The organism is Haloarcula taiwanensis (assembly GCA_002844335.1).
GTDB lineage: Archaea > Halobacteriota > Halobacteria > Halobacteriales > Haloarculaceae > Haloarcula > Haloarcula taiwanensis.
Map to the genome: position 1 here is coordinate 55,906 of CP019155.1, position 19,024 is coordinate 74,929.

Below are 19,024 nucleotides of genomic sequence, written 5' to 3' on the forward strand. Positions count from 1 at the left end.
ATGGCACACCCACACAAGTCAGAACAGCCACAAGCCTACGAAAGCGACACGGCACAACTGTCGGACCGCCTCGCCTTTGTCGACAAGTTCCCCAGCGCTGCGCGCATCACTCGTCTCTCGATGGGGGTTTCGTTTACCGCACTGACAATCGGTGCGCTCCTAGGTATCGTCCAGGCCCTCCACCGAACAAATGTCTTCCGGGGCGTGATCAGTTCTGCCGATTACTACTCCGTGTTGACAGGCCACGGCGTCTTGCTCGCGCTGTTTTTCACCATCTTCTTCCTGACAGGCATCTTCACGTGGGGCACGAGCCGAAGCCTCGGCAGGGAGCTCCCCTCGCCGCGGTTTTCTCTGGCGTGGTTCCTGCTCATGTTCTCCGGTGCGGTGATGACAGCAACAGCCATCTTCGGCGGGCTGGTCGGCCAAATCCCGTTTTCTGCGGACGTATTGTACACGTTCTACGCGCCGCTGCAAGCCCATCCGCTGTTTTATGCTGGGTTGGCAGCCTGGCTTGTCGGGACGTGGCTTGCCGGGGCCGACTGGATACGTACCTACTACCACTGGCGGCAAGACAACCCCGGTGAGCGTATTCCACTCCAGATGTTCATGATCGTGACGACGATGCTAATGTGGTACATTGCCACGCTCGGCGTCGCCGTCGAAGTGTTGTTCTTCCTCCTCCCGCTCTCACTTGGCCTCATTGAGAGCGTGGACCCGCTGTTGACCCGGACGCTGTTCTGGTTTTTCGGCCACCCTGTCGTCTACTTCTGGCTGATGCCGGCGTACTTCGCGTGGTACACCGTCCTCCCGAAGCTCTCCGGCGGACGGCTGTTCAGTGACCCGCTCGCACGCGTTGTGTTCATCCTCTTTCTTATCCTCTCGACGCCGGTCGGCTTCCACCACCAGTATGCTGACCCCGGCGTGCCGGAAGGATTCAAATTTATCGCCATGACCAACACGATGTTCCTGTTGCTGCCGAGCTTCCTCACCGCGTTCACCGTCGTCGCGAGCATGGAGTACGGCGCTCGCCAGCGTGGCGGGACCGGCTATCTGGGCTGGCTGAGGGCGCTTCCGTGGGGGAAGCCGGCCTTTGCCGGCTGTGCGCTCGCAGGCATGATGTTCGCCGCCGGCGGCTTTTCCGGCATTATCAACGCCGGAATGAACATCAACTCCCTCATCCACAACACACTGTGGGTTCCCGGCCACTTCCACCTCACCGTCGGGACGGCCAGCGCCCTGACGATGATGGCGATAAGCTACTGGCTCTACCCGCAGATTACCGGGAAACGGCTCCAGTTCTACGGCATCGCGCAGGTCCAGCCCTACATCTGGTTCATCGGGATGGGGCTGATGTCGAACGCGATGCACCGCGCGGGACTCGCCGGTGTCCCCCGGCGGACCGCAGAACCCCAGTACCAGCAGTTCGACTTTGCGCCGGTACTGGGGTCAATGGCGGAGATGCGTCTCCAGATTGCTATTGGCGGGACGCTACTGACGCTCGGGGCGCTCATGTTCGTCCTCGTGATGGTCGGGACCTGGCTGGCTGAGCGGGGTCGCGGTCGGTTGCGCGTCGACAGCCACCTCCCCGAACCTATCTCCGGGCCGTCCGACAGTCCGCGGGTCCTCGACAACGTCAAGCTCTGGTTCGTCATCGCTGTCGTGCTCGTTGTCATCGCTTACGGATTCCCTATCTACTCGATGGTGGCTGACGGCGCGCTGAATCCCGCGGCACCGCCGTTCCCGGTCTGAACACGGGTCAAGTTACAGACTGCTTCGTCTCGTTGTGGACTGAGCGACAGAGGGAACCGGGAAATGAGGGCCACCGCGATCTGAGCAGTGCGGTCTTGATGACGCTGGCACGACGCTCGGGGCCATGGGCGGCGTGAGATTCAGGGCAGCGCCCAGAGACATGACTCCTCAGCAAGACGCTGTCCTGATAAGCAAGTGTGTCGTGACCGGCTTGGAGGGGGCGGGCCGCCCGCCACAGGAGATAGTATTGTATGAAAACTGCAAAACAAATAAACGCACCGAGCACATACTGGACGGTGATGGCCGACGAGCTAGCAGAAATTCGACAGAAGAAGCTCGAAGAACTCCGAAACGGAGAGCGAGGGACCGCCGCTGAGAACCGGAACAACGAGTCGCCGGCCGACCCCGTCCACGTCCACGGCGCGGGAGAACTACAGGACACCATCGGTGATGGGGTCGTCCTCGTAGACTTCTACGCTGACTGGTGTGGACCGTGCAAGCAACTCGAACCCGTCGTCGGACGCATCGCCGCTGACACTGTCGCGACCGTGGCGAAAGTCGATATCGACGCAAACCAGCAGTTAGCAGCAAAATACGGCGTCCGTAGCGTGCCAACGCTGTTGCTGTTCACCGATGGGGAGCCGGTCGAGCGCATGGTGGGAATGCAACAGGAGCCACGGCTCCGCTCGCTGATCGAGAGCTACGCCTGATTCTTCGGCCGTGTTATCCGCGTTCGATATCGCAGTGGAACCACATCGCGTGGGCTGATAGGTCCACGCCGCAATCGCCAGCAAGAGACCGAAATCGGTTCGGCGGTGAGACAGTATGGCTGGTGAACGCTGGTACCCGTGAGTTCGGGGGCCGCTATTGTTTATATTGCACAATCGAAACGCTATTATCCTCGGAGGATCTAGTGTGTAGCATGGAGCGCAACGTCGGTTCGACAGACAAGACTGCCAGAATTCTCATCGGTGCCCTCGCAGGGTTGCTATCGCTCGGTATCCTCGCCACCGCCGTTCCGCTGCCGGCGATACTCGCGCCTGTGCTCGGGTTTGCCTCGGTGTTGCTGCTCGCCACTGGGGTCACCGGCTTTTGCGGGCTGTACGGACTCTTGGGTATCGACACCTGTTCTGTCGACACACGGTGAACAGTCTGGACCTACCGGTTTCACAGTAACCGACAACTGATTCTTCAGAAGGTAGATGGGAGCCGGTTTCCGCTTGTTCGCGCGCGTGACGACAAAAAATCCGCTTTCACTGGTTTTGCGCGGCGCGTCCGAGAGACCGAACGACCGCGAGCAAGTATCGGACGCCGGTGAGAAACTCGCCGCTTCGAATCCCATCCCAGACGTCGTGCAGGTCAACTGGTCCGCTGGAGTTCGCGTCGCCGAGTGCGCCGAGGACGGTCTGTAGCGCGCCCCGTGTGTCGTCGCTGGCGGCCGTATCCGCAAGTTCACCAAGCGAGGCCCCGGTCCCGGCGAGGGATGTGATCATCTCGTCGTCCATCGCAGCAGTCCCGAGTTCGGCTACTTCGACCATTTCGTTGACAGTATCCAGGTTGCGGACGAACGTGGCGAACGCCTCAGGGTTCTCTTCGATGGCGGTGGTCAGTTCCTCGGTCAAGTCGTCGGCTGATGGTTGTTGTTCACTCATAAGTGGTCACCTCAGAGCAGCCCCCGCGCTGTGAGCCAGTACGACTCGTTGTAGGCAAGCTTCGACCAGTGCATGGCCCGGGTCGGCTCACTCGGTTCCGGCGGGCGTTCGTAGTCGAACTCGACGAACGTGGCGTCGTCCATCCCGGTCTCGATGAAGCAGATGGTCTTACCGCCGTAGACCGCCGTCGCTGGCTGGCCTCGAAGATCGCTTGCAAGCCGTTGAGCGACGACATTAGCCTGATAGTGCGCCGCGCTCCCGGCCTTTGGGACCCCGGTCTGGGCGGCATCGCCGATTGCGTACACGTCGTCGAAGCCGGTCGCCTCGAGCGTGTGCTTGTCGACATCCACCCACCCTCCCTCGCCGAGCCCAGCCGACTCAACGAAATCGCTACCGGTGTGTGGCGGGATAGCGACGAGGAGGTCATAGTCCAGCTCTGTCCCTTCCATCGACGTGATCGTCTGTGCCTCGGGATCGACCGCCTCGGCGTTGAACATCGTCTCGATGCCGATGTCGCGCTCCCGGAGGCGTGGGTCGGCCCATTCCGCGATGTGTTCGTTCCCGTGGACCCGCATGATGGGGTAGGTGTACGTGATATTGAACGCCTCTCGACGGCCGCGTTCTCGGAGCCAGTCGTCGACCATGAACGTGAACTCAAGCGGCGCGGCCGGACACATATGTGGCGTCCCGACAACGCTCAGGACGATGTGGCCGCCGTCCATTTCCAAGAGTTCGTCACGGAGAGCTTGCGCACCCTCCTCCCCGTAGAAGTGGTGCCCGGCTTCAGCGAGGCCCGGAACCCGCTCCGGTTCGAGCTGTGCCCCCGTCGCGACGACGAGTTTGTCGTACGGCGCGGGGTCGATGGCGTCAACAAGTTCGAGTTCTTTTCGCTCGTAGTCCACATCGACGACGTAGTCCTGCCGGATGGTAACGCGGTCGTCGACGACCTCTCGAAGAGGCCGCCGGCCGTCCGCGGGTTCGCGCTGTCCGAACGCGACGTAGAGCCACACCGGTTTGTAGACGTGGTCTTCACTGTCGTTGAACAGCGTGATTTCGACCTCGCCGGCGGCTAGCTCTGCGTCGAGTTTCTCCGCGAGGGTGTTCGCCAGTACGGTACCACCGGTGCCGCCGCCGACGATTGCGATGTGTTCGGTCATAGTTTCTTCACGTGAATCCTGTAGTGGTCGCCTTCATCGGCAATGTCGAGGACTTCGTTGCCGGACTCGTCGGCCCACTCCTGAACCTCTGTCGGCGACTTCTCGGCGTCGCTCAACAGGGCGATAACGGTGTCGGTGTCAACGGCCCGAATCTCCGAGATGAGGTCCATCAGCGGACCCGGACAGGTCGCGCCCCGAGCGTCGACGGTCGTGTCAGCCTCAGTTTGCTTGGTGGTCATACCTTCTCGTCTGTACGTAGGCAAGCTATGCTTTTAATAATGTATGGTGATTCCAAGACTATGGGAAAGCACCGCTTGACCATGCACAAATACGCCCGGGCGAGCACACACCAGTTTATGAAAAGTTCGGGACGAAAGCATCAACCTTCGGAGCGGGGAGGATGTCAGTCGCGGTACTGAGTGAAGACGAGGACCAGCAGCGCCACGAGCAGTACCACCTGAACGGCCTTATCAACGTAGCCGACGAGCGTGTAGTTGCCTGCTTTTATCACCAGCCACAGCGGTATCTGGACGGCTGTGTACGGTATCGCCGCGATGACAAGCGTGCGCCTGCGGATACCGCGGACGTACAGCATCGCGCCGCCGAGAAAGCCCAGGCCGGCGAGCACAAGCGGCGGTGCGCCCTCCACGATGCCAGGGTAGATGTGCGTTATCGCAGTAATAACTACGAGAACGACGACTGCTCGTTCGAGTGCAGCCAGCGAGGCGACTCGTCCACCGGCCGACTGCGACCGTGTGTCTGTCATGTCAGAACCGACACGCGAAACCAGCATATACCTGTGGTTGGCACACGACAACGGACCATCCCAGCACTGGACAGGCGGACGATGCTCCGTTACTGGGAAGCGGGTCCGCCGCTGCTCTTGAGCTGTAGCGGCGGCGTGATCAGGCCCGGCCGGGACAGCAGACAACTAGATTCCCGGTGAGTACCGGACCGTAACGGGTCTAAACGGCCAGCAGTACCGGCCCACCGTCGCAGGGCCTAAGTGCATTCGGAGTATTGTAACAAATACACATGGCTGGTGTCGCGATTATCGGTGGCGGACCGAGCGGATTGAGCGCAGCCATCTAAACGGCACGGGCCGACCGGCGGACACTCGTCTTCGACAGTGGTGGTGGGACGACCCGGGACGTCGATACGATGGAGAACGTCTACGGCTTTCCCGACGGCGTGACCGGTCCGGAACTGGTCGAACTCGGGCGCGAGCACGCGACGAAGTTCGGCGCGGAGATCGTCGAGGAGGAAGTCGTCCACGTCGGGCGTGCCGGCGACAGCTACCGCGTCGAAACCACCGTCGATGCGTACGAGGTGGAGGGCGTGATACTGGCAACCGGCGCCGACTATGAACGACCCGCTATCGCTGACGTGGAAGCGTACGAAGGGAATGGCGTCTCCTACTGTGTCGAGTGTGACGCGTTTTTCTACCAGAATAGCCCTGTCGCCGTGGTCGGCACTGGGAACTACGCTGCAAAGGAGGCGCTGATGTTGCTGGACTACACCGACGATGTCCGGTTGCTGACTAACGGCTCTCCGTTTGAGGCCAACTCCGAACTGCAAGCCCGGATCGAGGAGGCCGATATCTCGGTCCGCACTGACCGACTCGACAGGCTGGTCGGTACCGATGGACTGGAAGCTATCCGCACCGGGGCAGGCGAGCGAATCGCCGTCGATGGCCTGCTCGTCGCGCTGGGCACTGCTGGTGGCACCGACATCGCGGAGACGCTCGGTATCACGGTCGAGGGTGGGGAGATCAAGACCGAACCCGACCAGTCGACGGCAGCCGACCGAGTATACGCGGCCAGCGACGTGACCGGTGGTCAGCAACAAATTTCCACGTCAGTCGGAGAGGGCGCTCGGGCAGCGATGGACCTGCTTGAGGATTTTCGTGGGGCCGATTACGTCGACTACAAGAAGATCGGCGACGCGACGGCACTGACGGCGGAATTCTGACGTACCGAGTCAGTCGAACCGACCCGACCGCCGCTGGTGGGTGGCGACCAGTCCGAGGAAGTTCTCGAACACCGTCCTCGCCTCCTGAGCGGCCGCGACCGACTCATCGGTAATCGTTGACGTAACTGCCGCTCGCCGGTCGTCGGTGAGGTCCTTGTTGCCGATGACCCACTCGGCTGTCTCGCGGTCGTACTCGGGGTGGAACTGGACGCCGTAGCGCGTGCCGAGTCGAAACGCCTGTATGCCGTACTCGTTTCGTGCCAGTTCCACCGCGCCCGCAGGCAGTTCGGCGACCCGGTCGGAGTGTGTCTGGAACGCGGTGAACGACGACGACATGTCTGCAAACAACGGGTCCTCGCCTCGACGATTGACTGTTCGGTAACCGAGTTCGTGTTCGCCCATGTCGACCACGCGCCCGCCGAGAGACTGAGCGAGGAACTGGTGGCCCCAGCAGATCCCCAGAGCCGGGACGTCCGCGCGGTGTACAGCCCGGACCCACGACGTGAGGTCGTGAATCCAGCCGCGGTCGTCGTACACCGATGTCTGTGACCCGCTGATGACTACGCCGTCGTACCGCCAGTCGCCGCCCGCGGGCACCGGTGGGAGATGACCATCGCTGATTTTGTACACCGCCGTGTCGGCGTTGAGCGACCGGGTCAGGTTTCGTTCTGCGGGTGTCTCACCGACTGATGCATCAACGATTGCGAGTGTCTGGTTCATTAGTAGGGTCCGTCAGAAGCCGCTCAGTGGCTTTCGTCGCTCAGACGAGCAGTTGGATGTCGGACTCGGCCATGTGCTGGAGCGCGGTGGCCGCGCCGACGCCGACAGTGACGTCATCGTGGAAGTCGTCCTCGTCGTAGTCCATCAGCTCGATAGTCATCTGACACGCCTGCAGTTCGACGCCCTGGTCCAGCGACAGCTCGATGAGTTCGTCGATCGTCGCCGTCCCGTTGTCGTCGATGCGCTTTTCCATCATCCGCGTCGCCATGCGGTCCATGCCAGGCAACGCCGCGAGCGCGTTCGGCATCGGCATGTTCGGGTTACCGACAGCCGACAGCTGGAGGTCCCCGGATTTCTCCTCGTGGAGGATATCCAGTCCCCAGAACGTGTGGAACACGACGACGTCCCAGCCGAACGCGGCCGCGGTGCTGGCAAGGATAAGGGGCGGATACGCCATATCGAAGGTCCCCTGCGTCGCGATGATGGTCATCTTCTTTTGCTCGTCGTCGGCTTCCAGGTCGGCGACGGTCTCTTCGAGTTCTTCGATGCGAGCCTGTAGCTCCGCCTCGGTCATCGAATCGTCGTCACCCGCCGATGGTGTGTCCGTGCTCATTTTAGGCCGTCTTCTCGACGTAGTGTTTGTACACGTCGCCCTCGTCGACCTGTTCGAGCAGCGCCACGCCGTTCGTTCCGTCGGCCCATCCTTTGATGTCACTCATACTGCCGCTGTCGGTCGCGATGACCTCCAGTACTGAGCCCTCTGCAAGGTCGTCTATCGCCTGTTTCGTCTTGACGACCGGCATTGGGCACGATGCACCTTTCACGTCGAGCGTCTCCGCGATATCGAATGCTTCACTCATTGTTGGAAGGACTCCATCTACTGTATTGGAGCTACTGCACAATATCAGTTCGACAGTTAAAGTGTTTTCGATTATTGCACAATTCTGGCACGACAAGTATTAGCCGAACGATGCGAAAAACCAATCTGTGCGGCCCCAGACCATTATTTTCTATACATCTCCGAGTTATTGCTCTATTAGTATTGTGTAAATTGGGGATTTCTATACAAACCCTTTTATGCCTCAACCCTGTAGCAATGAGTGTACTACATGAACGCTGAAGACTTCCCGACGCCGGACGCAGACGTCGAATCGGTCACGCCTGAGACGCTGAAATCGCGCATCGACGACGGAGAGTCGGTCACAATCCTCGACGCGCGTATGTCTGGGGACTACGAGGAGTGGCACATCGACGGAGAAAACGTCGAATCCATCAACGTTCCGTACTTCCACTTCCTGGAAGACGAGCTGGATGCGGACATCATCGCGGACGTTCCGGATGACCGCGAGGTCACGGTTCTCTGTGCGAAAGGCGGGGCCAGCGAGTACGTCGCTGGCACGCTTGCGGAACGCGGCTACGACGTGCACCACCTCGAAGACGGAATGAACGGCTGGGCGCGCATCTACGAGACCGTCGAAGTCACCGACTACGACGGGGCTGGCACACTGTTGCAGTACCAGCGCCCGTCCTCTGGCTGTCTCGGGTATCTGGTCTACGACGGCGGCGAAGCCGCCGTCATCGACCCGCTGCGGGCCTTTGCCGACCGATACTTCGACGATGCTGACGAGCTGGGCGTCGACCTGAAGTATGCGCTCGACACGCACATCCACGCAGACCACATTTCGGGGGTCCGGGAACTCGATGCGGCGGGTGTTGAAGGCGTCATCCCCGCAGCTGCTGTGGACCGCGGGGTCACCTACGCCGACGACCTGACGACTTCCGAGGACGGCGACACCTTCGAGGTCGGCAACGTCACCATCGAGACTGTCGCGACGCCCGGCCACACGACCGGGATGACTTCGTATCTCATCGACGAGAGCCTGCTCGCCACCGGTGACGGGCTCTTCATCGAGAGTGTCGCCCGGCCGGACCTCGAAGAGGGCGACGAGGGTGCGCCCGACGCGGCCCGAATGCTCTATGAGTCACTGCAGGAGCGCGTGCTGACACTGCCTGATGATACGCTCATCGGTGGCGCGCACTTCAGCGACGCGGCCGAGCCGGCCTCCGACGGCTCCTACACCGCACCCATCGGCCAGCTCGTCGAAGAGATGGACGCACTCAGTATGGACGAGGACGACTTCGTCGAGACGATTCTGGCCGACATGCCACCGCGACCGGCGAACTACGAGGACATCATCGCAACAAACCTCGGGCAGAACACCGTCGACGACGAGGAGGCGTTCACGCTAGAACTCGGACCGAACAACTGCGCGGCGAGCCAGGAATCGCTCGCGGGTGACTAACCGTCGATGGTAGCTGATCCTGTCCCGCTGCAACTGGCCGCCGAGCTGTTCCCCAACGGTATCAGCCGGTACGCCATCGGCGGCCTCTTCGTTGGTCTCGGCGCGGCGGTTATTTACGTGGGCACCGGCATCAGCGCCGGCGCAAGCACGTTCCTCGAATCGACGCTGTCGTACGTCTCCAGTCAGTCGCGCTTCCAGCAGTACGTCGCCTCTCGGGACTGGCGACTCGTGTTCACGCTCGGCATCATCCTCGGCGCGGCCGTGTACGCGGTCGTCTATCAGGGCGGCGCGTGGACGACAGATGTCGCCTGGTGGCGGCTGTTGCTTGGTGGGCTCTTCGTCGGTGTCGGAACCCGCGTCGGGAAAGGCTGCACTTCGGGCCACGGCGTCTGTGGCGTGGGGTCGGCCTCGAAAACGTCACTGGCGGGCGTCCTCGCCTTCCTGCTGGTCGCGATACTGACTGCACAGGTGGTCGCCGCGCTGGGGGTGACGCCGTAATGGCGACATCGACGGACCGACACCCGTTGTTCATCCCGCTCGTGCTGGTCGGCGGGCTCATCTTCGGCTTCGGCCTCGGCTACAGCCACATGGCCCGCCCCGAGGTTGTGCTGAACTTCCTCCAGTTCGAGGACTTCGGTCTGTTGTTCGTGATGTTCGGTGGCGCGGCCGTGACGGGAATCGTGTTCTTCGTCATGCCGCGCGTGCTGGACCGGGCACCGCTGACCGGCGACCCGTTCGAACGGCGGCTGAAGTCTTTCGACCGGAACGTGCTTATCGGTGGCGCAATATTCGGCGTCGGCTGGGGGCTCTCCGGAATCTGTCCGGGTGCCGCATACGCCAGCCTCGGCATCGGCAACGTGACCATCCTGTGGGCGCTCGCGGGGATGTTTATCGGTGCGTACCTGCAGGGCTGGTGGCGAAGCCGGGCGACCGATGGCGTCGACCCGTCACCCACGGGAGCGGACTGACTTTCACCTACGGGTTTTAGAATGGAACTCCAGCTTCTCGCGCTCTTCTTGATTGCCGGTCTCGCGAGCCTGTTCATGTCGTGGGTCATCGGAGCCGGCTCCAGCGGCGCAACACCCTTCGCGCCCGCTGTCGGTGCCAACGCCATCTCGACGATGCGGGCGGCGTTTGTCGTCGGCATCTTCGGGCTCGCGGGTGCGGTGACACAAGGGGCGAACGTCTCTGAAGCGGTCGGACGCGGCCTCGTCGGCGGCGTCACCCTCCCCGCTACGGGGGTCATCGTTGCGCTGCTGGCCGGCGCTGGGCTGATGGCCGTCGGCATCTACACCGGCTACCCCATTGCAACGGCGTTTACTGTGACCGGCGCAATCATCGGTGTCGGGATGGCTCTCGGTGGCACCCCTGTCTGGGGGAAGTACCAGCAAATCGGTGCCGTCTGGGTCCTGACACCGGTTGTCGGCGGCGGGTTCGCCTACGCCATCGCGAGTGTGCTGCCGCGGCCTGATGTCCCGGAGTCGGCCACGATTCCAACGCTCGCGGCGCTGGTCGGCGTCGTACTGGCCAACGTCGAGTTCGCGTTTCTCGGGCCCGACGGCGGTCCCGGCTCGCTGACGAGCCTCGGCCCGCGACTGCTCGACATCGACGGCGTCGTGGCAACAGTCGCCCTCTCCGGCACTGTTGCCGCCGTGGTGTGGGCCGCGGTGTACCGAGACATCCGCCACGACGAGGCGGGCGGACTCAGACGCGTCCTGCTGGCGCTCGGGTCACTGGTCGCCTTTTCAGCCGGGGGGAGTCAGGTCGGTCTGGCGGTCGGTCCGTTGCTCCCACTGCTGGACGATGTCGGTGTACTCTCGCCAGCGGCCGTCCTGCTGGGGGGCGGCCTCGGAATTCTGGTCGGATCGTGGACCGGTGCACCACGGATGATAAAATCGCTCGCACAGGACTATTCTTCGCTGGGCCCACGGCGCTCTATCGCCGCGCTCATCCCCTCGTTCCTCATCGCGCAACTCGCCGTCTTCCTCGGTGTGCCGGTGTCGTTCAACGAGATTATCGTCAGTGCGATCATCGGAAGCGGTGCCGCAGTCGGCGGCAGCGAGGCGGTTGACCCACGGAAGATTCTGGTCACCGTGGGTGCGTGGGCCGGGTCGTTCACGCTTGCGCTGGCCGTCGGCTTCGGGTCTATGACCGCAATGAATGCGTTTTGAACGCCGGTTTCAGGCGGTTCGCGGGGGCGGGACGAGGTAGACGTTTCCGTTCGCCCGCGCGACAATATCTTCGGAGACGCTACCGAGCAAGAGCCGACGCATCCGGCTCCGGCCACGAGAGCCGACGAGCGTCGTCGTTGGCGTCACGGACGCTTCGACATCGAGAATCGCCTCGGCGGGGTCGCCACGGCGGATCTCGACGGTCGTTTCGATGTCCCACTGCGCCAGTGTGTCCGCGAGTGAGTCAAGACGCTCGGACGGCTCTTCTTCGGTTGGCGGATCTTTCGGTGATTCGACGTGGACGAGCGTCGCTTCCTGCGTCGCGTGACGGAGATACTGAAACGCGTCAAAGGCACGCGCCGCGTTCTCGGAGAAGTCAGTTGCATAGAGCACCCGCTGGAACAGGTGCTCCCTGAGTACGTCCGGCTCGTCGGTACTGCGTTCGATGCGGTTGACCAGCAGCGGCACCACCGTGGTTCGCGCGAGGTTCCGGGCCGTGGAGCCGATGACGCGGTTGTCCAGTGGACTCTGCCCTCTGGACCCGATTATTGTCATGTCGGCTTTCTCTGCCTCTGCGATACCATTGATACGGCGATGGGGTGTCCCACGCACGACGTGGGTCTCGGTCTCGAACCCAGCGTCTTCCATCACGTTCTGGTACCGCGTGAGTCCTTGCTCGCGCCGCTTGCTGAAGTTCATCCCCGGCATCCCTGCGTGGACGTTCGATGGGATGACGGTGACAAGGTGGATCGTATCGACACCGATGCGTCCGAGGCACTCGAGACACGTCTCGTTCTGTATCGCCGCTTCACTCGCCGCCGAGAGGTCTGTCGCATAGATGGCTCTCATACTTGACGATACGCGACCGGTTGCTAATATTGTTTTGATTGCACAATACATCTGAGTGCGTGTTGGGAATCAGGGCTGCAGTCTCACCTGACATCCGGTCGGTTTCGGGAACTACGCCGCACTGGTCTGCACTTCGAGCAACGCAACGGAGGAGCGCGCTCAACTTTATTACGGGCAAAATATAGGCTTTTGAAGCGGGGCCGGACGTGGTCAATATCCACATAACGTATACAGATATCCCCGTGGGATAGCGGTGTGATACTTGTCAATAATATTGTCCGCCAGTCCCAAAACCGTTATCAGTACCCTTCGTCTAGGATAGGTCGAGTAGAAAAGTATGATATATGCACGACAGCACAACTTCGGAGGCGAACTTCCATGGTAGACCTCGCGGCCTTCACATCGATGGGCGCAGGCGGCATCGACGCGGCGATGCTCATCGGCGCGGTACTCCTGGAGGCGGCCATCCTCTACGTCGGGTACGGAGCAGTGGAAGAGGTATTCGGACAGCGTGTCGTCGAGCGGTTGCGAGGGGAGTGACCGATGGAGATACTTGGACTCAGCCTGGCGATGGTGGTGTTGTTTGTCGGGTTCGGCCTGCTCATCGGCGTTCTCTTTGGCTTCTTCGGGATGGGTGGATCGTTCCTTGTCACCCCGGCGCTCCTAGTGATGGGGTATCCCACCCGAGTCGCCGTCGGAAGTGGGCTCGCGTTTGTGTTCGGTACATCGGTCATTGCCACACTGAAGCACAGAGACATGGGACAGGTCGATTACAAACTGGGAGTGCTGATGATCGCCGGGACGACTGCCGGCATCGAAGCCGGGAAAGAGATTGTCCTCCATCTGGAGGCGCTCGGGCTGGCTGGCAGTATCATCAGCGTCACGTACGTCGTCCTCCTGGGCGGTATCGGCGCGTTCGTCACCTACGAGGCACTTCGAGGTGGCGATAGCGGCGAGGGGATTGACCACGATGCCGCGGCGGGCGACATCGACGCCGACGACATCCCGGAGATAGCTAAAACGATTCAATCGTACCGCATCCCGCCGATGATATCGCTCCGTGGCGGCGTCAGCGTCTCCCTCTGGATGATACTTGGTGTCGCGTTCGTCACCGGCTTGCTTTCGGGCTTCCTCGGTGTCGGCGGCGGATTCATCCGTATGCCCGCGCTGTTCTATCTCATCGGAGTTCCCGTCCCCATCGCTGTCGGGACTGACCTCTTCGAGATTGTCTTCTCCGGCGGACTCGGGAGCTTCCTGTACGCGCTGGACGGCGGTGTCGACCTCGGTATCGTGCTCCCACTGCTGGCGGGAAGCGCCTTTGGGGCCCGCGTAGGGTCCGCTGCGACGAGCATCGTCGACGAGGATGAGATCAAGGTGTACTTCGGGCTCATGTTGCTCGGTGGGGCTCTCGCCGTCGCAGTCCGTGAAATCGGCAACGTCTACAGTATCGACGCCCTGAATACGGTCAGTCTGGCGCTCATCCTTGGTTCCGCACTGCTGGTCAGCGGTGCTGTCGTCTACAGCAGCATCACTGCGCTCCGGGAAGAGAGTCAGTCGTCATCGACCGTGTGAACATATTATCGACAGCCCGTTAATCGGTACAGTGCTGTTCGAGGCAAACATCAACAAAGTAATAATTCCGGATATAGCCACCAGCTAATCCATTCCTCGAAGACTGGATTGCTGACATACTTTATCGGCGCTGAACCGTTATGGAAAACAGACCGATCTACCGCCTGTTTCTCCACTCTTCGAGAGTGGCGATGTGATCATCGCTCGCTTCGAACGATGCTACGTCCACAGAATGGTGGTCTGTCATCGTTTGCATATCGGATTTAGTACACCCAGCGATACGATAACTGTCCCGCGCTGGGAATAGAACAAGATTTTTTCGAGAGAAGAGACCGAAGCCTGTTCGTGATGTAGTCGTCTGGAGGGCGGGTTTATTTGGACAGCCTGTGTACTACTTCCCGTATGCCAGAAGAAGTGCTGTTCAAATCGGAACGTGACCAGAGTCGAGAAGAGATTGCATCGTACCTCCGGACAGTCGCGGACAATCTCGACAGCGGGGCTGATATCACTCTGAAAGCAGGCTCTGAGACCGTAACACTGTCTCCCCCTGCTCGACCGACCTTCGAAGTCAAAGCTGAACGTGAAGGGCCGGCAGGTAACATGACCGAGCTGAGTGTCGAGTTCGAACTCGAGTGGGACGAGAGCGATGCTGAGGACGGCGGCGGAAGTAGTCAGTTGGAAATCGAGTAACATCCCGCACACACCGAAATACTGTCAAGTATGTTCAAGCTGCTGGTCACATTCAGCCTACCTATCGCTCACATCTTGCAGTCTCGATACGACAGAGAGTAGTGAGTAAACGATGCAGTTGATATGGGTGACGGATTCACCGTCCTCGCGGACACCTGCACCAATCAACGTCACGAGTCGCGTGACGCCGTGGTCGTTCATCGCGGAAAGTATACCTCATCGGGAAGGCCCACACACTGGCGGTTCTTAGCGCGTTCGCGTTCGCCGAGGAGCCGCTCCGGTTTAGCGATCTTGAGACCAACCTCGATGTCGCGCCGAACACGCTCTCGACGCGGCTGAAAGAGTTGAACGAAGCAGGGTTACTCGACCGTGAAGCCTACAACGAAGTTCCGCCCCGCGTGGAGTACACACCGACTGAAAAGGCGGAATCGCTGTTTCCCGTGTTTGCGCACCTCCACCACTGGGCAATCGAGTACGAACTCTAAGGCCGATTCCTGAAGCAATACTCGAAGTCTACGATTACCGAGAGTCGAGGAGAAAGCCCCGTGCTTTAGCGCGGGGAGGATGTCGGTCTGTCTCCAACGCGAAAGGTGTGTCATCGACAGGGGGGAACCGTTTCGTCGCTTTGTTGGCGATCCAGACCAGCACGAACTGCTCTCGGCTTTGGTAGTCGTCTCAACACAGCCGCTCCCGTTGAGAGCGCTCACTATTCGTGGTTCCACATCCTGTTGGGAGTCCGCGGCTCCGAACCTCCGTCAGTTTGTTTTTTCAGAGGCTGCATCCCAACTCGGTGTCGTATGGTGGTTTCTCAGCTACTGAAGATAGGCGCTCTCCGTTTCACGGCCGTCAAATTGCAGTTCAAGGGGATGAAATCCTCGTCTGATTTTAATTATCCCCGTCAACTATCCGACGGTACCGTGTCCGCGATTCCAACCTGGATCGATGAACGGATTGACCGGAACCTCGACAACACACTCACACAGGAACACGTCGTCGAGACGATGCTTGCGTCCGATCGACCGTTCTTTTCGATCCGTCAGCTGCATGCGCGCATCAAGCCTGAGGTTAGTCGGGCCACGGTTCGGAACCGGCTTCAGGAACTACAGGAGATCGACGTTGTCGCAACTGAGACGTATCCTGACTCGATCAGCCTGTACTACATCAACCATCCAGAGTCGGACTGGCCGGTATCGCCCGAGGGCAAACATGCGCTGAACGCAAACACCCCGCTGGATCGGCTCTCCACTCGCGGATTCCTTACCTTCTCGGACACGGCCGGAATCCGCACACTTGTGCTCGCTGGGTTCCAGTTGAGCCTTGTCATGTTCGCACTCGGTGGCGTCCTCACGGTCGCTGGGACTGACGTGCGCGGGACCCAAAGTGACATCGTTCTCTGGGGCACCGCGTTTGATCTAGTATTCGTGAGCATACTGTTGCTCGTCACCGAACGGACTGTTCGGTGGGTTCGTGACAGATACGGCCCACTGAACGTCCTGCCGTCGACCTAAGCAAAGTGAATCAGAGATCAGTACCACAGTTCAAAGCCTGCCACGCAACCCATGTCCTCCACACCACCCACGCCCGGACCCAAACTGCTCGATGACCGCTCACTCAGTGGAATCCTCATCCATTTCTTCGCGATTCCAACCGGTGTCGTCGGAGCTGGACTCCTGTACCTCCTCGCCACTGACGAATTCACAAAGCGAAACGCCCGTAATGCACTTGACTGGCACCTCACCGTGTTGCTGATAACAGCCATCACGCTCGGCTCTTTCCTCACTTATGCCGAACTTACTGGACAGGGCATCACCGATGTTTCTGTTCTTCCGTCGTCCGTGTCGACGATTGCCGGTATCGCTATCTCCGGACTTTTTGCCCTTTGGTTCGGTGTCACGGTTTGGACATTCGCCGTCGGACTCATTGCGATGGTAAAAGCCATCTTCGGGACAGCATGGCGGTATCCGTTTTCGTTAGCTCTCGTTGAGCAGCTCGAATCACGTATCGATCTCCCCGGAGGATGGCCGCTTGTTATATTCGGGTATGTCGTCCTGTCACCACTCGTCATCTGGGCCGTTTTCTTTGCTTCAACAACTGATCTCGTGTCGATTCTTTCTGCTTTCGGACTTGTCGGACTGATACTGGTTTTGACCCCGCTAACAGGGGTCGCAATGTATCTTCATAGCCGGGGAGATTGGCTCCGAGAGACCACTCAGCAGCCATACCTTCTCGCACACGTCGGCATTCCTATCCTTGTCGCTGCTATCGGCTATGCAGTTTCACTGGAGTTCACACAGTCCATATACCCGCAAGGCGATGCGATGTATGTCTTCCTTGCTGCATTCTGGATGTCCGCAATCGTCTACTTGCTTCGATGGTGGACGAGACCGTCAAAATAGAAACACAATTATCTCAGCCGCACTGACACCCCTTCTGGATGTCTTCAGCGGCCCTCCAGCCACCTGCTGACCGGCAGTGGCTCACACTGACTCTTGTTCTTGTCTCGAATTCACTTCCGGTAGCAGGAGTCGTGGTTCTGGGATGGCGTGCAGCCGAAATACTGGTCCTCTACTGGATCGAGGTCGTCGTAATGGTGGCTGCCTACAGCGTGGCAGCACTGTTCGCGAAACAGCCAGTCGTCCTAAAAGACCGCGAATTCTATATCGTTGGCTACGGGAGACGCGAGGAGATCAACGAGGACAACTGGAGCGGCGAGCCCGAACCGATGGACAGGCTCAAAAGCGTGTTTCCGGATGCAGTCGAGTCGCGCCTCCCCCCGATGTATCGGCGGAACTTCCCTGTTGTCGGACGGTCGCTGGCCGTCGTGCTGTTTCTCGCCATACTGTGGGGCTATCTAACTAACACCCTGTCGAATCCGGTGACTGCCCTTCGGTCACCGACTGTCATACTCGGATCACTGCTAGTCTGTACGTCGCAACTCGCTGAACTCCGACGGGAGTATTTCGTACCGAGGACGTACGAAGACTGGTCGGCATATATGACAGTTGAGGCGGCACAGCGGGTCGTTGCCTTTTATATTATGCTGGCGATTGTCGTGGTTCCTGTGACTATTATCGGCCTGTTGGTGCTCGGACTCATACTCGATCTGGTTTTCGGTGGGCTCGTTATTCCTGACGCTGCGGGTGGTGCGTCCGGACTCGATCTATCGGTTTTCGCTCCTGTGGTCGTTTTCTCAGCGGGGAAAGCCGTGGTCGACTGGTCACGGCGGGCCGTCGGCATCCGAACCGATGCGGACGGGCTTGCAGGCTGGTTCACACCGGAGAACCCGCACCTCCGTGAGTGGGAGCAAGAGCGTCGATGAATTCACAACCTCCCATGAAATTGCTCACCCTGTCTTTCCGTGGAGGCGATCACTCGGACACTCACGCATGACGTGAGCGGTATTTGGGACAAGTACACCGCCGGTAGACGGCCATTTGACCTTCTCAGTCCTCCGGGTGCGTTGCAAGGTCAACCAGTGACCGCGGCGGTTACTGCTCATCGCCGAATCGGCACCGGTGGTGTCGATGCCGTGCGCTCGCTCAGGGTTAACCGGGATGGTGGTAGTCATAGAGGGGGCGTGGTTCGGGAATGCCCTGGATGATATGGTTCCCGGTGTCGGTGTCTCGGTTGGACACGACATCGTGTTGGACAGCATCGCACTCTCCCGCGCTTCGAGCGCAGCCGTGAAATCACCACTGCAAGACAACACAGAGTCCCATTGTATTCACCTGTATACCGTTCTGCGAGCACTGGACTACTCCCAGTAGACATCAATCGGTTCACCAGCGAGTCGTGCGCGGACGAACAGGTACGTGTAATGGACGGGGACGTAGCCGAGACAGAGTAACCAGCCCTGTGGGTTTGAGACTAACGCCCATGTGCGTTCAATGCCTCTCACACCGTCCGCTGAGAGCGCTTGCAGGCCGGTAACCGACTCAAGAGCCGGTCCGATGACCATCACAAATATGTACATGTAGAGAATGGCCACGACAAGAATTTCGAGCGATTGGTCAGCACTCATCGTTCGTCAAGTGGCAGACTGTAGCTGTAGGCGACACATAAAGTCACGCTGTGGATAGCTGGCATATCTATTGGCTGCGCCGACGGAGACGCCCCTGTAATCGTCACGTTTTCGCCACACGCTGCACCGATTAGCCACCCTATTTCTCGGACGATACTCACACCTTCTC

The 19,024-nt window shown here is 60.1% G+C and carries 23 protein-coding genes and 1 pseudogene; 15 read left to right on the forward strand and 9 right to left on the reverse strand.

Translation table 11 applies throughout. The annotated features are described in order from the left end of the window. Positions 1–57: 57 nt before the first annotated feature. The 3 genes from BVU17_15375 (at position 58) to BVU17_15385 (ending at position 2,896) form a co-directional block, all read left to right on the forward strand. On the forward strand, positions 58–1,749 hold the full coding sequence (locus BVU17_15375; protein ID AUG49359.1) for a cytochrome C oxidase subunit I: 1,692 nt from the start codon (positions 58–60) through the stop codon (positions 1,747–1,749). Between the two features lie 299 nt (positions 1,750–2,048). Beyond that, positions 2,049–2,459 (forward strand): thioredoxin, encoded by a 411-nt coding sequence (locus tag BVU17_15380; protein AUG48976.1) that lies wholly within the window; start codon positions 2,049–2,051, stop codon positions 2,457–2,459. Between the two features lie 212 nt (positions 2,460–2,671). Then, on the forward strand, positions 2,672–2,896 hold the full coding sequence (locus BVU17_15385) for a hypothetical protein (protein AUG48977.1): 225 nt from the start codon (positions 2,672–2,674) through the stop codon (positions 2,894–2,896). Positions 2,897–3,002: 106 nt separating this feature from the next. On the opposite strand, the gene BVU17_15390 is transcribed toward BVU17_15385, so the two are convergent. From BVU17_15390 to BVU17_15405, 4 genes are all read right to left on the reverse strand, one after another. After that, positions 3,003–3,401, reverse strand: a complete 399-nt coding sequence (locus tag BVU17_15390; protein ID AUG48978.1) for a hypothetical protein — start codon at positions 3,399–3,401, stop codon at positions 3,003–3,005. An 11-nt stretch (positions 3,402–3,412) separates the two neighbouring features. After that, positions 3,413–4,558 carry a pyridine nucleotide-disulfide oxidoreductase gene (locus BVU17_15395; protein ID AUG48979.1) on the reverse strand — a complete coding sequence of 382 codons (1,146 nt, stop codon included), beginning with the start codon at positions 4,556–4,558 and terminating at the stop codon, positions 3,413–3,415. Further along, positions 4,555–4,797 carry a SirA family protein gene (locus BVU17_15400; protein AUG48980.1) on the reverse strand — a complete coding sequence of 81 codons (243 nt, stop codon included), beginning with the start codon at positions 4,795–4,797 and terminating at the stop codon, positions 4,555–4,557. Before BVU17_15400 ends, BVU17_15395 begins: the two co-directional genes overlap by 4 nt. A 164-nt stretch (positions 4,798–4,961) precedes the next feature. After that, positions 4,962–5,324 (reverse strand): hypothetical protein, encoded by a 363-nt coding sequence (locus BVU17_15405; GenBank protein AUG48981.1) that lies wholly within the window; start codon positions 5,322–5,324, stop codon positions 4,962–4,964. A 269-nt stretch (positions 5,325–5,593) separates the two neighbouring features. On the opposite strand from BVU17_15405, the pseudogene BVU17_15410 reads away from it, so the two are divergent. Next, a pseudogene (locus tag BVU17_15410) lies at positions 5,594–6,529 on the forward strand (thioredoxin-disulfide reductase). A gap of 9 nt (positions 6,530–6,538) precedes the next feature. Here BVU17_15410 and BVU17_15415 read toward each other — a convergent pair. Genes BVU17_15415 through BVU17_15425 form a run of 3 tightly spaced genes read right to left on the reverse strand, consistent with a single transcriptional unit; the run spans position 6,539 to position 8,109 of the window. After that, positions 6,539–7,249 (reverse strand): hypothetical protein, encoded by a 711-nt coding sequence (locus tag BVU17_15415; protein ID AUG48982.1) that lies wholly within the window; start codon positions 7,247–7,249, stop codon positions 6,539–6,541. Positions 7,250–7,289: 40 nt separating this feature from the next. Further along, positions 7,290–7,862 (reverse strand): hypothetical protein, encoded by a 573-nt coding sequence (locus tag BVU17_15420; protein ID AUG48983.1) that lies wholly within the window; start codon positions 7,860–7,862, stop codon positions 7,290–7,292. A gap of 1 nt (position 7,863) precedes the next feature. Further along, entirely contained in the window at positions 7,864–8,109 is a 246-nt protein-coding gene (locus BVU17_15425; GenBank protein ID AUG48984.1) for a hypothetical protein, read from the reverse strand. A 249-nt stretch (positions 8,110–8,358) separates the two neighbouring features. Between BVU17_15425 and BVU17_15430 the strand changes: the two genes are divergently transcribed. The 4 genes from BVU17_15430 to BVU17_15445 are packed head-to-tail and all read left to right on the forward strand — an operon-like array spanning position 8,359 to position 11,723. Next, a complete protein-coding gene (locus BVU17_15430) occupies positions 8,359–9,552 on the forward strand; it encodes an MBL fold metallo-hydrolase (protein AUG48985.1) in 1,194 nt (397 codons plus the stop codon). 6 nt (positions 9,553–9,558) lie between these two features. Further along, positions 9,559–10,050 carry a transporter component gene (locus BVU17_15435; GenBank protein AUG48986.1) on the forward strand — a complete coding sequence of 164 codons (492 nt, stop codon included), beginning with the start codon at positions 9,559–9,561 and terminating at the stop codon, positions 10,048–10,050. Continuing rightward, on the forward strand, positions 10,050–10,520 hold the full coding sequence (locus BVU17_15440; GenBank protein AUG48987.1) for a transporter protein: 471 nt from the start codon (positions 10,050–10,052) through the stop codon (positions 10,518–10,520). Before BVU17_15435 ends, BVU17_15440 begins: the two co-directional genes overlap by 1 nt. Before the next feature lie 21 nt (positions 10,521–10,541). Continuing rightward, positions 10,542–11,723, forward strand: coding sequence for an anion permease (locus BVU17_15445; GenBank protein AUG48988.1), 1,182 nt, complete (start codon positions 10,542–10,544; stop codon positions 11,721–11,723). A 9-nt stretch (positions 11,724–11,732) separates the two neighbouring features. Here BVU17_15445 and BVU17_15450 read toward each other — a convergent pair whose 3' ends face one another. After that, positions 11,733–12,572: a universal stress protein gene (locus BVU17_15450; GenBank protein AUG48989.1), complete on the reverse strand. Its 840-nt coding sequence runs from the start codon at positions 12,570–12,572 to the stop codon at positions 11,733–11,735. Positions 12,573–13,115: 543 nt separating this feature from the next. Between BVU17_15450 and BVU17_15455 the strand changes: the two genes are divergently transcribed. From BVU17_15455 to BVU17_15485, 7 genes are all read left to right on the forward strand, one after another. Continuing rightward, complete coding sequence (locus BVU17_15455) at positions 13,116–14,144, forward strand: permease (protein AUG48990.1); 1,029 nt, start codon at positions 13,116–13,118, stop codon at positions 14,142–14,144. Positions 14,145–14,546: 402 nt separating this feature from the next. Continuing rightward, the gene (locus tag BVU17_15460; GenBank protein AUG48991.1) at positions 14,547–14,834 is read left to right on the forward strand and encodes an amphi-Trp domain-containing protein; all 288 of its coding nucleotides are present in this window, start codon (positions 14,547–14,549) and stop codon (positions 14,832–14,834) included. Between the two features lie 218 nt (positions 14,835–15,052). Continuing rightward, the gene (locus BVU17_15465) at positions 15,053–15,319 is read left to right on the forward strand and encodes a hypothetical protein (GenBank protein ID AUG48992.1); all 267 of its coding nucleotides are present in this window, start codon (positions 15,053–15,055) and stop codon (positions 15,317–15,319) included. 432 nt (positions 15,320–15,751) lie between these two features. Then, entirely contained in the window at positions 15,752–16,342 is a 591-nt protein-coding gene (locus tag BVU17_15470) for a hypothetical protein (GenBank protein AUG48993.1), read from the forward strand. A 51-nt stretch (positions 16,343–16,393) separates the two neighbouring features. Next, complete coding sequence (locus BVU17_15475) at positions 16,394–17,230, forward strand: acyltransferase (GenBank protein ID AUG48994.1); 837 nt, start codon at positions 16,394–16,396, stop codon at positions 17,228–17,230. A 38-nt stretch (positions 17,231–17,268) separates the two neighbouring features. Continuing rightward, positions 17,269–18,153, forward strand: a complete 885-nt coding sequence (locus BVU17_15480; GenBank protein ID AUG48995.1) for a hypothetical protein — start codon at positions 17,269–17,271, stop codon at positions 18,151–18,153. Between the two features lie 235 nt (positions 18,154–18,388). Then, positions 18,389–18,601, forward strand: a complete 213-nt coding sequence (locus BVU17_15485) for a hypothetical protein (protein ID AUG48996.1) — start codon at positions 18,389–18,391, stop codon at positions 18,599–18,601. Here BVU17_15485 and BVU17_15490 read toward each other — a convergent pair. Next, positions 18,589–18,855 (reverse strand): hypothetical protein, encoded by a 267-nt coding sequence (locus BVU17_15490; protein AUG48997.1) that lies wholly within the window; start codon positions 18,853–18,855, stop codon positions 18,589–18,591. The two genes, BVU17_15485 and BVU17_15490, sit on opposite strands and share 13 nt — an antisense overlap. Between the last annotated feature and the right edge of the window lie 169 nt (positions 18,856–19,024).

Bases quoted from the DNA above. Each gene is read 5' to 3' on its own strand.
- BVU17_15455 (AUG48990.1), top strand. From the start codon at position 13,116: ATGGAGATACTTGGACTCAGCCTGGCGATGGTGGTGTTGTTTGTCGGG.
- BVU17_15475 (AUG48994.1), top strand. From the start codon at position 16,394: ATGTCCTCCACACCACCCACGCCCGGACCCAAACTGCTCGATGACCGC.
- BVU17_15380 (AUG48976.1), top strand. From the start codon at position 2,049: ATGGCCGACGAGCTAGCAGAAATTCGACAGAAGAAGCTCGAAGAACTC.
- BVU17_15425 (AUG48984.1), bottom strand. From the start codon at position 8,109: ATGAGTGAAGCATTCGATATCGCGGAGACGCTCGACGTGAAAGGTGCA.
- BVU17_15405 (AUG48981.1), bottom strand. From the start codon at position 5,324: ATGACAGACACACGGTCGCAGTCGGCCGGTGGACGAGTCGCCTCGCTG.
- BVU17_15480 (AUG48995.1), top strand. From the start codon at position 17,269: ATGTCTTCAGCGGCCCTCCAGCCACCTGCTGACCGGCAGTGGCTCACA.
- BVU17_15400 (AUG48980.1), bottom strand. From the start codon at position 4,797: ATGACCACCAAGCAAACTGAGGCTGACACGACCGTCGACGCTCGGGGC.
- BVU17_15450 (AUG48989.1), bottom strand. From the start codon at position 12,572: ATGAGAGCCATCTATGCGACAGACCTCTCGGCGGCGAGTGAAGCGGCG.
- BVU17_15390 (AUG48978.1), bottom strand. From the start codon at position 3,401: ATGAGTGAACAACAACCATCAGCCGACGACTTGACCGAGGAACTGACC.
- BVU17_15395 (AUG48979.1), bottom strand. From the start codon at position 4,558: ATGACCGAACACATCGCAATCGTCGGCGGCGGCACCGGTGGTACCGTA.
- BVU17_15460 (AUG48991.1), top strand. From the start codon at position 14,547: ATGCCAGAAGAAGTGCTGTTCAAATCGGAACGTGACCAGAGTCGAGAA.
- BVU17_15430 (AUG48985.1), top strand. From the start codon at position 8,359: ATGAACGCTGAAGACTTCCCGACGCCGGACGCAGACGTCGAATCGGTC.
- BVU17_15445 (AUG48988.1), top strand. From the start codon at position 10,542: ATGGAACTCCAGCTTCTCGCGCTCTTCTTGATTGCCGGTCTCGCGAGC.
- BVU17_15415 (AUG48982.1), bottom strand. From the start codon at position 7,249: ATGAACCAGACACTCGCAATCGTTGATGCATCAGTCGGTGAGACACCC.
- BVU17_15490 (AUG48997.1), bottom strand. From the start codon at position 18,855: ATGAGTGCTGACCAATCGCTCGAAATTCTTGTCGTGGCCATTCTCTAC.
- BVU17_15420 (AUG48983.1), bottom strand. From the start codon at position 7,862: ATGAGCACGGACACACCATCGGCGGGTGACGACGATTCGATGACCGAG.
- BVU17_15440 (AUG48987.1), top strand. From the start codon at position 10,050: ATGGCGACATCGACGGACCGACACCCGTTGTTCATCCCGCTCGTGCTG.
- BVU17_15385 (AUG48977.1), top strand. From the start codon at position 2,672: ATGGAGCGCAACGTCGGTTCGACAGACAAGACTGCCAGAATTCTCATC.
- BVU17_15435 (AUG48986.1), top strand. From the start codon at position 9,559: ATGGTAGCTGATCCTGTCCCGCTGCAACTGGCCGCCGAGCTGTTCCCC.
- BVU17_15485 (AUG48996.1), top strand. From the start codon at position 18,389: ATGGTGGTAGTCATAGAGGGGGCGTGGTTCGGGAATGCCCTGGATGAT.